Origin of the sequence: uncultured Fibrobacter sp., from assembly GCF_947166265.1 — a bacterium.
In the GTDB taxonomy this organism is placed as follows: domain Bacteria; phylum Fibrobacterota; class Fibrobacteria; order Fibrobacterales; family Fibrobacteraceae; genus Fibrobacter.
In genome coordinates this window covers 1-11,505 of record NZ_CAMVDO010000053.1, presented here as the reverse complement: position 1 = coordinate 11,505, position 11,505 = coordinate 1, and the positions used below count along the sequence as shown (strand labels likewise).

Here is an 11,505-nt window from a genome sequence, read left to right as displayed (position 1 = left end):
TTTCGAAGCCCACGCACATTTCGCGGCCACCGGCCTTCTTCATGAGCTTGAGCAAGTCGAGCGGAACGTCGGCGCGGGCGTTGCAGCTCCAGGTAATCTTGAGCCCGCGTTCCAGAATCAGGTTGCAGATTTCGCGGACGTGTTCGTGGCTTGCGGTAAAAGTGTCGTCTTCGAAGAACACTTCGCCGAGGTCGTCAAAGTTGTCCTTGATGTACTGCAGTTCGTCCACCACGTCCTTCGGAGAGCGGCGGCGGAACTTGTGGCCGTTCAGCGTCTGCGGAATCACGCAGTAGCTGCAGCGGTTCGGGCAGCCGCGGCCACTCAAAATTACGATCAGCGGGTTCAGGTTGGCGCCGTAGAAATACTTCTTGTAGCAGCTGTACAGGTACTTGCGGTAAACCTTGGAAACCCACGGCAGTTCGTCGAGGTTCTCGATCTTCGGGCCTTCGGGCTGGAAGTCTACGGTGCCGTCCGCCTTGCGGAAGGCGAGACCTGCGATACTCGAAATTTCCTTGATGTCGCCGCGCAGGTAGCGTACCAGGTTCCTTGCGGTGTAGTCGGCTTCGCCGATAATCACAAAGTCTAGGCTCGGTTCCATTTCCATAGATTCGAGCGGTTCGGCGGTCGCGTGGGTGCCCATGATGGCGACTTTCGTATTCGGAAGTACATCCTTAATGGCGTGCACCACCTTGAGGTCGTTCAAAATACTCGGCGTACTCGTGCTGCAAACGACGAGTGCCGGGTCAAACTTCTTGATGCCGTCCAAAGTCTTCGGCAGGTCGAGCTCCATGGCGGGGCTGTCGATCAGCTGGATTTCGTTCCCGTCTGCCTCGACGGTGCCGGCGGCGTAACTCAGGAACATGGGCCAATAAAGGGTCGAAGACTTGGTCACGCACGGACTGCGCGACTCGCGACTAAACATCGGATGAAACGGCGGATTTAAAAAAGTAATGCGCATAAGCAAACGCAAAATACATAATTATTCGCGATAAAGCTACATTTGTAAGCGTGAAAAAGGTTTTTCTGTTGTGTATTTCGCTATGTGGGCTCTGCTCGGTCGCGTTGGCGCAAAAATCGCCAGCGGTGGCGCTTGATACGATAAGAGAATTTTACGCAGACAGTACCCTTTCGCGTCTTTATACGGTTCAGAAGGGAACCGACATTCGTGAAGGTCTTTCCCTGAGCTACCATCCTGATGGAAAGGTGGCTATAGAAGCTCCCTATAAGAACGGCAAGCTCGACGGCGTGTTCAAGAGCTATTTTGCAAACGGGAAACTCTGGCAGACCATCGGCTACAAGAATGGAATCGAAGAGGGTATTTCGACAACCTATTTCGATAACGGAACCAAGAAAAGCAAGGAAGTTTACCGAGGCGGAATCCTGGACGGACTGACCGAAGAATGGGACGACCAGGGAAAGCTCCGTCGCAAGTTGCCGTATATGCGCGGCCAGCTGCATGGGGTCGCCAAGGTTTTCGACGACTTGGGTGGCCTTAAAGAAGAAATGACTTTTGACAAGGGGCTCCGCGAAGGCCCGTACCGCCGTTATAATCGTGGCGTCAAGGTTCTAGAGGCGGAGTTCCAGCAGAATCGTTGCGTCAAGAACTGCGATTTCTAATTCGATTCGCCTAGTGTAGCGGGTTCTTGTCGCTCTTGTACCACTTCATGAATTCACCGATGCCGTCGTGCAGGCTCCAGTGGGGCTTGTAGCCGCACTCGGTTTCGAGCTTGGTCGTGTCGGCGTTGGTCTGGTACACGTCGCCGGGCTGCATCGGCAAGAAGTTCTTCTGTGCAGGCTCGCCGTAGGCGTTCTCGATTTCGGCGATAAAGTCCATGAGCTTTACGGGGTGGCTGCAACCGATGTTGTAAATCTTGTAGGGCACGTTGTTCGGGCATTCGGCGGCATTCGGCATGTGGTCCAGCGTATGGATAGTGCCTTCAGCGATATCGTCGATGTAGGTGAAGTCGCGGATCATGTCGCCGTTGTTGAACACCTTGATCGGTTCACCTTTCGAAATGGCACGGGCGAAAAGCATGGGCGACATGTCGGGCCGTCCCCACGGCCCGTATACGGTAAAATACCGTAGACCCGCGACGGGCAGGTTGTAGAGCTTGCTGTAGCTGTGCGCCATGAGCTCGTTGCTCTTCTTGCTGGCAGCGTACAGGCTCACCGGATTGTCGACCTTGTCGTCTTCGCTGTAGGGCACCTTGCTGTTCAGGCCGTACACGGAACTTGATGAGGCAAATACGAGATACTTGACTTGGTTATGGCGGCAGGCTTCCAGAATGTTCAGGAATCCGACCAGGTTACTTTGCAGGTAGGCGTACGGGTTCGTGATGGAATAGCGGACGCCCGCCTGTGCGGCGAGATTTACCACCTTGTCGAATTTTTCTTCGGCAAAGAGCTTGTCCAAACTCTCCTTGTCATCGATGCCCATCTTTACGAATCGGCAGTTCTTGTACTTGGAACTCTGGACCATGGCGCCGTAGGCGAAGTTGTCGTCGGGCTGCTTGATACCGCCTTCGCGGAGGCGCCCGTACTTGAGGCGTACATCGTAATAGTCGTTGATGTTGTCGAGGCCCACCACTTCATCGCCGCGTTCCGCGAGCATGAACATGAGCTTTGAGCCGATAAAACCAGCCGCACCAGTAACCAAAATTTTCATACATAATAATATAGTAATTAGAACTTAATAAGGTCCCTGAGCTTGTCGAATGGCCAACTAAGTTCTATCAACTATTTTCTACCTTTGCAATAATGTCCACGGTCATTCTTTTCAACAAGCCTTTTGGTGTCTTGAGCCAGTTTACGCCGGAGTCGGGCCATGCGGCGCTCGATACCTTCGGCTTTCCGCCGGGAGTTTATGCGGCGGGCCGTCTAGATCATGATAGCGAGGGCGCTCTCTTGTTGACGGACAACGGCAAACTCATCAAGAAACTGCTGGACCCGAAGTTTGAACACCCGCGTACCTATCTCGCTCAAGTCGACGGACAAATCACCGAAGAGGCGGTGCGCAAACTTGCAAAAGGTGTAGATATCAAGGGTTACCATACCAAGCCCTGCAAGGCCGAAATCGCCGAGGAACCCGATTGGCTCTGGCCCCGCAATCCGCCGGTGCGTTTCCGTGCCAACATCCCCACCAGCTGGGTTCGCCTCACGCTCATCGAAGGCAAGAACCGTCAGGTGCGCCACATGACAGCGGCGGTCGGTTTTCCGACGCTTCGCCTTATCCGTGTGCAGATAGGAAAAATTCCCCTGGGCGACTTGCAACCAGGGGAATGGAAAGTTGTTTCAGAAAAGGTAATTTAGCGTCGATTCTTTCGACGTGTCAAGTATCGTCTTATTGGCGGATAATATCGAGCATGTCGCGTACGGCGCGGTCGATGCCGACCATTACGGCCTTGCTTACGATGCTGTGTCCGATGATGATTTCATCGATGCCTTCGATGGCCGCGATGGGGGCTACGTTTCGGTAGTTGAGTCCGCGTCCCACTTTTACCTTGAGTCCGTATTTGCGGGCGAGCACGGTCATGTCTTCGAGGGCCGAAATTTCGCGTTCGACTTCTTCGCTGCTGCCGAGTGTGCAGCTGGTGGCGTACTTGCCCGTGTTGAATTCTACAAAATCTGCACCGATTTTCTTTGCGGCCTTGACCTGTTCCGTTTCGGCGTCAATGAACACACCCACGGAAATGTCGTTGTTCTTGAGCGTCATTACGGGCTTGGCTAGGTCTGCGGCCTTGGCGGCAACATTCAGGCCGTCTTCGGTCGAAAGCTCCGTATGGATTTCGGGAACAAGGGTCACTGTGTCGGGCTGGTTGTTGATGGCGACCTGTACCATTTCCTGTGACGGACACATTTCCAGATTCATACGGGTCGTCACGGTTCTGCGGAGTAGCTGGACATCGCGGTCTTGAATATGCTGCTTGTCTTCGCGCAGATGCATCGTGATGCTTTCGACTCCTGCAAGTTCGGCGAGTACTGCCGCAGCAATAGGGTCCGGCTCGCAAATTTTGCGGGCTTCGCGAATGGTGGCGATATGGTCGACGTTAAATCCGAGTTTTGCTGTCATACGGGACTCCTTGTCATTTCTTCATAAAGGTAGATAAATTTACGATGGTGGTGCCCTGTTGCTTCGCTTTTTCCGACAGGTCGGCCAGTTTATCCAAGGTACTTTGGTTCAAAGGGAGAATCATGGCCGAAAGGCCGTTTCGTTTTGCTTCGCGCAGCTTGGCCTTGCTGTAATCGGACAGGGCGCTGTTGTCGGGGTTGTAGGGACTTGCGCTTTTGCAGGTTAATCCCATTTCCTGGCAGGTCTGCGGAACAATGGAAAGCTTGTTCATCGAAATATCCATAAACCACAGGTTGCGTTCCTGGGTGGGTCTTAGGATCGCCTGTAAAAGCTGACGGTGCTCCACGGCCTGTTCTCCGTAGCGGGTGGCGAGCCCCTTGGCGTTGGGGAGTACCTTGTAGGCGTCGTCGATGACGGTTTCAATCTGGTCTTCTGTGTGGTGAATACGCAGGGGGCGCAGCTTGTTGTGAACACGGTTCAGCTTGGTCGATTCCATGGTAATCCACAGAACGATCTCTTTCCGCTTAATCCTTTCGAGGTCCCTGAAAAAGTCTTCGCCAGGGCCAAAGGGCGGAACCAGCAGGTCGAAGGGGTAGTCTAGCTTGTTTAGCCCCACAATCAGTTCGGGGGTGAGGTTCGTTGTCTGAAAACCGATGGCAAGAATAGACGCTCCCGGCTTGAACTCGCTTCTCGAAACCTGAAATTCGATTTTCAGGGTGTCGCCGTCATTTTTGAGCAGATCCATTTTGGCCGACTGGAAGACTTCATTGTTGTTGTAGAGTTCTTCCGTATAAAGAATTTTGCCACCCGATTTCTCGATGAACCGTTGTGCCTGGAGAAGGTACATAATGATGGTTTGGCCCCCACCCATGGTCCATATATGGCGTTTCTTGCGCTTGGAATAACTGACTTCAAGCGGTTCCAGGGCCTGCTGCATCCTTTCTTCGAAAGGCAGGCTGCTGACTGTATCTTGAACGACTGTAGAATCTTCCTTCACGGAATCCGGTGTCTTGTTTTCGGTAGACTTCAATTCGGCAAGTCTCGGGAGCAGGTAGACAAATCCCCCGATCAAAACTGTGAGAACGATGATTATGGCGACAATGTGCTTCATTTTTCCCATGGTAGGTGTTAATATAACTAAATTGACGGTATGCCTATTCTCTTTGCCTTGGCCGGAGCGACCGGAATCGGAAAATCAGAACTTTCCTTGCGTCTTGCGGAATCATTTAACGCTGAAATTATCGGTGTAGATTCGCGTCAGGTCTACCGGGGCTTTTGCATTGGTACGGCGCAACCCGAAACGGCGAGCCTTCAGCGGGTGAAACATCATCTGGTAGATTTTCTGGATCCGATGGAAACATTTTCGGCTGGGGCGTTCTGTCGCCTCGTCAAGGAACTTTTGGCAGAAAATCCTCACAAGAATTTTATCATGGTCGGGGGAACGGGGCTTTACCTACAGAGCCTGATGCTAGGGCTCCCCAAGATTCCTGCGGTTCCCGAAGGCATCCGCGCCGAATTGGAAAATTTTACCCAAGAAAACGGAGCTGGTTGCTTATATAAAATGGCGATGGAGGTGGATCCGGAACTTGCCGCTGGCGTGGAACCGAATAACGTGAAGCGCCTCATCCGCATTGTCGAGGTTTTCAAGGCGACCGGTCGTAAACTTTCGGATTTCCAGAAAGTGCGCGAAGGGGGAATCGGGAATATGTCGGTATTTTGGCTGCAACGGGAACGAGATGCTTTGTATAGGCGGATTGATGCCCGTGTAGACCAAATGCTGAAAGACGGTTGGCTCGAAGAAATCCGCGAACTGGCGAAAACGGTTCCGCTCTCGGCTCCGGCATGGCAGAGTCTTGGCTATCGGGAGCTTTTGCAGGCGAAAAACGACTCCGAAATGGCTCTAGTTGTCGAGGAAGTCAAAAAAAAGACGCGCAATTATGCCAAAAGGCAACTGACATGGTTCCGAGGGCAAATGGAATGTATCCCTGTGGATATGGAAAAAAATCCGCTTCAAAAAATACTAAATTGCATATAAATTCAAAGGCGCTTTCTTATGAAAAAAATCTCCATACCTTTCTCCTTGTCATCCTTACGATTAAGGTCCCTGAGCCTGTCGAAGGGCCGTAGCGTCGAAGGATCTAGTGCATTCTTAGCCTCGTCATCCTGGAGCCGCAAGGCGACGGGATCCTGAGCATTTCTTGCCGCACTATCTCCCGTCTTAAGTCTTTCGTCTCTCGTTTTGTTCTCGGCTTGCGGCGAATCCACCACGACCGAAAAAATCGTAGAAGTGGCGACTGGCGGCACCGAGATTGTATCCTCGGTTAAGGATCTCCCCAAATGCACCAAGGACAATCAGGGCGAACAGGCTTTGGTGAAGGGGGAAACCTCGGTTCGCGTGTGTGTCGACGGCAAGTGGTTTGCGACGGTGTCGAAATCCGAAAAAGATACGGTGTTCGTGGCGGGCGATACGGTTTACCTAGAAAAAGGCGATTTCAGCTGCACTACCAAGCAGCTTAAGGACAAAAGCGGCCTCAAGATTATCTGCAACGGCGATAGCGTCGGTGTGGTGTTGAACGGTGAGAAGGGGAACAAGGGTGACAAGGGCGATTCGGGTGCAAGTTGCTTCATTGCCGAACAGACGGATTCCACGGTCACTATCCAGTGTGGGGAAAAATCTATCGATTTGAAATTGGGGAATAGTGCTGGCACAGGCGATGCCGATACCTTGGAACTCGATTCGGAAAAAATCGCTGTTTCGCTAGATTCCCTGTCAGGTTTTTCGCAGAAGGGTCCTTTCCTCAAGGGGTCGATTGTTTACCTTTACGAACTCTCGGACGGGCGCACCCTCAAGCAGACTAATGGAAATTTTACAAGTGAGATTACGAGCAACGATGGTCGCTACACATTCCAGTCGCGTAATCTGGTGAGCCAGTACGCATTGCTGATTGTAGATGGAAAGTTCCGGAACGAGACGACGGGCGAGAATTCGGCTACGGCGATCAAGCTGCAGGCCTACACTAATATGCTTTCGCGTCGGTCCGCGAACGTAAATTTGCTAACGCACCTTGAAAAAGACCGCGTGTTTTACCTGGTGACGCAGGAAAAGAAAACGCTGAGGGCAGCCAAAAGACAGGCCCAGGCTGAAATTTTATCTCAGTTCTATTTTGACACGACGGATTTCAAGGTCGAGTCTGAAGACCTTGATGTGTTTGGAAAGACCGATGCGGATGCCGCCCTTCTTGCCGTTTCAATCCTTTTGCTGGGTGGGCACGATGAAGCGGAACTTTCGATGCTCCTGACCGACATTTCGAAAGACCTGGAAAAAGATGGTCTGTGGAACGAAGAAGAAGCTGCAGCGACCAAGGTGAAAATTGCCGACTGGTTGTTTACAAAGAACTGGCCTGCTTTCCGCGAAAACGTGGAAAAATGGGGACTGGATAATGGCCAGGGTGTTGGAAATTTTGAAAAGTTTTTGGAAACCTTTATGGTGGGAGCCTATGGTTTAGAGCCTTGTGGCGCCGAAGATGACGGTAAAAGGGATACGATCAATAATTCTCTGAGCATACAAAACGGAGTGACTTTGTATTGCCACGATGAATTATGGTATCAGGAACTTCCTAAGACGTATTTGAATCCTGATATTAACTATGGCGAAATGTTCGATCCGCGTTACAGGATAATGTATAAAACGGTCTCTATTGGGGGGCTCACGTGGCTTGCACAAAATGTGTACAGTGAAGTAGAAGGGAGCTGTTGCTACAAGAATGCTAAAGTATGCGCAGGTACAGGACGCCTTTACACTCGCTCTGCCGCCTTTAAAGCTTGCCCTGAGGGTTGGATTGTGCCAGGCGTGTGGGGAAACAAATCTAATTGGAGTGCTCTTATTGACGCTGTCGGTGGAAAATCGGTTGCGGGAAAGAAGCTTAAGTCAAAGGTTGGTTGGCCCTATTCGGAAGCTGCGGGAACGGATGATTATGGATTTTCGGCTCCGGATTCTCGCTCTATGGATGCCGATGGCAATTTTTGTACGGATTGCGACACGTATTTCTGGGGCGATGTTTATAGCTTGGATTTGAGCAATTCTTTTCTAGAGCCTTATGCCAGCCGTGCGGATCTTGTTCTGACGAAGAATTCTGACAAAGCTCTTTCTGTTCGTTGTGTCCTTCATGAAGATAGCAACGGCCAATAAAGCCAATTTGGATAATATGAAAAAAATCTCCATACCTTTCTCCTTGTCATCCTTACGATTAAGGTCCCTGAGCCTGTCGAAGGGCCGTAGCGTCGAAGGATCTAGTGCATTCTTAGCCTCGTCATCCTGGAGCCGCAAGGCGACGGGATCCTGAGCATTTCTTGCCGCACTATCTCCCGTCTTAAGTCTTTCGTCTCTCGTTTTGTTCTCGGCTTGCGGCGAATCCACCACGACCGAAAAAATCGTAGAAGTGGCGACTGGCGGCACCGAGATTGTATCCTCGGTTAAGGATCTCCCCAAATGCACCAAGGACAATCAGGGCGAACAGGCTTTGGTGAAGGGGGAAACCTCGGTTCGCGTGTGTGTCGACGGCAAGTGGTTTGCGACGGTGTCGAAATCCGAAAAAGATACGGTGTTCGTGGCGGGCGATACGGTTTACTTGGATAATGGCAATTACAGCTGCACCACCAAGCAACTCAAGGACAAGAGCGGTCTCAAGATTATCTGCAACGGCGATTCTATCGGCGTAGTGCTGAACGGTGCTGCCGGTAAGGATGGCGCGAATGGAAATGATGGCAAGCAGGGTATTCAGGGCGAAAAAGGCGATGACGGCATTGGCTGTACAATAGCCGCACAGACGGATTCCTTGGTGACTATCATGTGTGGCGGCAAGTCGATGACTTTGAATCTACGGGCGAATGGAGTGTCTGTCGATACGGCCTCTGTCGACACCTTGGAACTCGATTCTGAAAAGGTGGCGATTTCGTTGGATTCCTTGGCGGGCTATTCGCAGAAGGGCCCTTTCCTGAAAGGCTCTACGGTTTATCTTTACGAGCTATCCGATGGCCGGACCCTCAAGCAGACAAATGGTAACTTTACGAGTGAAATCAAGAATGACGATGGCCGCTACAAGTTCACCTCGCGTAATTTGGTGAGCCAGTACGCCCTGCTAGTGGCCGACGGCAAGTACCACAACGAGGTGACGGGTAGGCCAACGAATACGGCGATTAAGCTTCAGGCTTACACCAATATGCTTTCTCGTAAGTCCGCAAACGTGAACCTGCTCACTCACCTCGAAAAAGACCGTGTATTTTACCTGGTGACGCAAGAAAAGAAAACGGTAAGGGCCGCAAAAAAGCAGGCTCAGGCGGAAATCCTTGAGGCTTTCCATATTGATGCGAGCAAGTTCAAGATGGAATCCGAAGACCTCGACGTGTTTGGTAAAACGGATGCCGATGCAGCGCTCCTTGCCATCTCGATTCTTTTGCAACGAGATTCCAGCGAAACGGAACTTTCGGTGCTCCTGACGGATATGGCAGACGATTTGGCCGAAGATGGCTCCTGGGACAACGCGGCGAAGAAAGTCGAAATTGCCGACTGGGCTGCCACTATGGATTCATCCGTTTCGACGTCATCAAGCAAGCTTGCTTTATTCCGAGGCAATGTAAGTGGCTGGGGCCTCGGTGGCGGAAACGTTCCCGACTTCGAGAAATTTATTCGCAAGTTCTGGAGCGAAGAACTTGGCCTTGGTATATGCGGTAGCGACAGTGTTCCCGTGGGTCTAGTCAAGCAGGTTCCGAACGAGAAATCGAAAAAGTACTATGCCAAGAACTACACCGATGTAAACAGTGAAGGTGGCAACGTCCGCTTTATTTGTGATGACGCTAGTTTGTCCAGGTGGCGTGCTGCGATGGACATTGAAAAAGATACCTTGGGTTGGGCTAAGAAGTTTAAGAGCGCGAAGGAAGGCGCTTTCCATAACGGCAAGGTAAATACGGGCAAGACTTACGTCTATGAACAAGGATACTGGCGCTATGGAACAAATTTAGACAGCTTGATCGGTAAAGGCTGCGTGTCTTGGCGCGAAGATACGGTGGCGCAAGGCTCTAACGGTGGCTGGTACAAGTGCGTGAATCACGCTTGGCGAGTCGCTTTAGAGATTGAAAAGGATACGGCAACGTGGGGACACGATTTCAAGACTGGTGATTATCGTAATGGTCAAATTAATAAGACTAAGACGTACGTCTATGAACAAGGAAATTGGCGCCTGGGAACGGAACTTGATAGCTTGATCGGTTTTGGCTGTACTGAAACGATTGAGGATTCGCTTTTGATTTCGGAAAAGGATATCGGCGCTTATGCATATAAATGCTCGAATAAAAAGTGGGCTCCAGAGTGTGGCGACCTGTGGTGTGGTGCTGCAAAGGATTATTTCGTAAATACGGGTATCGCAGATAATAGTGGCTCTTATGGCTATTGGGCCGATTTTGCTTGGAGTGAGTCCGGAACGAAACTGGATTCCGTAGTCAGGTATCCGAAAGAAAAAGATGATTCTTCGGTACAAGATGCGTTAAAACCAATCATTGATACATGCGGTGGAATTTGCGGTGAAATGGTTTTTGATTCAAATTCTACGTATGCAGGTGTGTATTTCACACTTACAGAAGATGGCGAAACTCCCAAGGATATATCGTCTTGGGAAGGGCTCTGTATTATCTACCAATCGGTTAGAAATGCCGTTTTTCAAATTGAGTGGTTTGATGACAAAAATACCATTCATGTGAGTGAGGCTTCGCTACCGGCGAGTACGGATAAAAAAATTGTGGATTTCGTTTGGTCGAATTTTAGATCTTCAGGAGAAAAGGCTGCATCGAGGGCTGCTTATATAGACTTTATGATATACGGGAATGGCAAGGTTACAGTTCCCTTTGCGATATACAGTATTGGTCGACACGGAACTTGCCAGTAAGTTCGTTGCCAAGACTAAGCAAAACGATTTTCGCAAAAAGAGGCGGCCTTGTGGCCGCCTCTTGGCGTTTTTGCCGACGATTTCAGCAATTCAAGAGAAAAATCTTGTCCGTTTTAGGGAAAAAGGGAGTCGCTTAAACTTTAATTCGATCCTTTTTTGTGGATCCTCAGGTGATTTTTTGGAAAAAGTCAAAGTTCGCCAAAAGATTTATGTGAATAGTTTGTGAACTGTTGGGGTTTTCCCTGCGCAAGAGTCGTGTCGTTCCCGTTTTTTTCGAAAATAAGAAAAAAATGCGATTTTTTCTGCAAAAACACCCTTGCAAAAGTTCCTGAAAATTCTATAATTGGCGTCGTTCCTGAGAGGGACGGCCGAAAACGAAACGCTGAAAGCGAAGAACCAAGTAAGCCGCGATCAAGGGACAGCAACCCGAGAGGTTGCTGAGTAGATTGAAGGAATCGGAGATGTGCTTAGTGACGGGTCCAAGAGATTTCTTGGAAA

At 50.5% G+C, this 11,505-nt stretch carries 9 protein-coding genes; 5 read left to right on the top strand and 4 right to left on the bottom strand.

From position 1 onward, the window contains the following. The coding region (locus tag Q0W37_RS14360; RefSeq protein WP_297702238.1) for a cobalamin-dependent protein at positions 1 to 958 on the bottom strand (958 nt) is incomplete at its 3' end. 50 nt (positions 959 to 1,008) lie between these two features. Between Q0W37_RS14360 and Q0W37_RS14355 the strand changes: the two genes are divergently transcribed. Continuing rightward, positions 1,009 to 1,617 carry a toxin-antitoxin system YwqK family antitoxin gene (locus Q0W37_RS14355; RefSeq protein WP_297702237.1) on the top strand — a complete coding sequence of 203 codons (609 nt, stop codon included), beginning with the start codon at positions 1,009 to 1,011 and terminating at the stop codon, positions 1,615 to 1,617. Positions 1,618 to 1,627: 10 nt separating this feature from the next. Here the strand turns inward: Q0W37_RS14355 and Q0W37_RS14350 are convergent, their stop codons facing one another. Continuing rightward, positions 1,628 to 2,665, bottom strand: coding sequence for an NAD-dependent epimerase/dehydratase family protein (locus Q0W37_RS14350; RefSeq protein ID WP_297702236.1), 1,038 nt, complete (start codon positions 2,663 to 2,665; stop codon positions 1,628 to 1,630). Positions 2,666 to 2,757: 92 nt separating this feature from the next. Between Q0W37_RS14350 and Q0W37_RS14345 the strand changes: the two genes are divergently transcribed. Next, positions 2,758 to 3,309, top strand: coding sequence for a pseudouridine synthase (locus tag Q0W37_RS14345; RefSeq protein ID WP_297702235.1), 552 nt, complete (start codon positions 2,758 to 2,760; stop codon positions 3,307 to 3,309). A 31-nt stretch (positions 3,310 to 3,340) separates the two neighbouring features. On the opposite strand, the gene Q0W37_RS14340 is transcribed toward Q0W37_RS14345, so the two are convergent. Beyond that, positions 3,341 to 4,069 (bottom strand): pyridoxine 5'-phosphate synthase, encoded by a 729-nt coding sequence (locus Q0W37_RS14340; RefSeq protein WP_297702234.1) that lies wholly within the window; start codon positions 4,067 to 4,069, stop codon positions 3,341 to 3,343. Between the two features lie 13 nt (positions 4,070 to 4,082). Further along, the gene (locus Q0W37_RS14335) at positions 4,083 to 5,180 is read right to left on the bottom strand and encodes a divergent polysaccharide deacetylase family protein (protein ID WP_297702233.1); all 1,098 of its coding nucleotides are present in this window, start codon (positions 5,178 to 5,180) and stop codon (positions 4,083 to 4,085) included. 39 nt (positions 5,181 to 5,219) lie between these two features. Here Q0W37_RS14335 and miaA point away from each other — a divergent pair, with 39 nt between their 5' ends. The 3 genes from miaA to Q0W37_RS14320 all read left to right on the top strand — a co-directional run bounded on the left by miaA (position 5,220) and on the right by Q0W37_RS14320 (position 11,007). Beyond that, positions 5,220 to 6,104, top strand: a complete 885-nt coding sequence (gene miaA / locus Q0W37_RS14330; protein ID WP_297702232.1) for a tRNA (adenosine(37)-N6)-dimethylallyltransferase MiaA — start codon at positions 5,220 to 5,222, stop codon at positions 6,102 to 6,104. Between the two features lie 204 nt (positions 6,105 to 6,308). Further along, positions 6,309 to 8,258, top strand: a complete 1,950-nt coding sequence (locus Q0W37_RS14325) for an FISUMP domain-containing protein (RefSeq protein WP_297702231.1) — start codon at positions 6,309 to 6,311, stop codon at positions 8,256 to 8,258. Between the two features lie 202 nt (positions 8,259 to 8,460). Then, a complete protein-coding gene (locus Q0W37_RS14320) occupies positions 8,461 to 11,007 on the top strand; it encodes a hypothetical protein (protein WP_297702230.1) in 2,547 nt (848 codons plus the stop codon). Positions 11,008 to 11,505: the final 498 nt, after the last annotated feature.

Bases quoted from the DNA above. Each gene is read 5' to 3' on its own strand.
- miaA (WP_297702232.1), top strand. From the start codon at position 5,220: ATGCCTATTCTCTTTGCCTTGGCCGGAGCGACCGGAATCGGAAAATCA.
- Q0W37_RS14345 (WP_297702235.1), top strand. From the start codon at position 2,758: ATGTCCACGGTCATTCTTTTCAACAAGCCTTTTGGTGTCTTGAGCCAG.
- Q0W37_RS14335 (WP_297702233.1), bottom strand. From the start codon at position 5,180: ATGAAGCACATTGTCGCCATAATCATCGTTCTCACAGTTTTGATCGGG.
- Q0W37_RS14350 (WP_297702236.1), bottom strand. From the start codon at position 2,665: ATGAAAATTTTGGTTACTGGTGCGGCTGGTTTTATCGGCTCAAAGCTC.
- Q0W37_RS14340 (WP_297702234.1), bottom strand. From the start codon at position 4,069: ATGACAGCAAAACTCGGATTTAACGTCGACCATATCGCCACCATTCGC.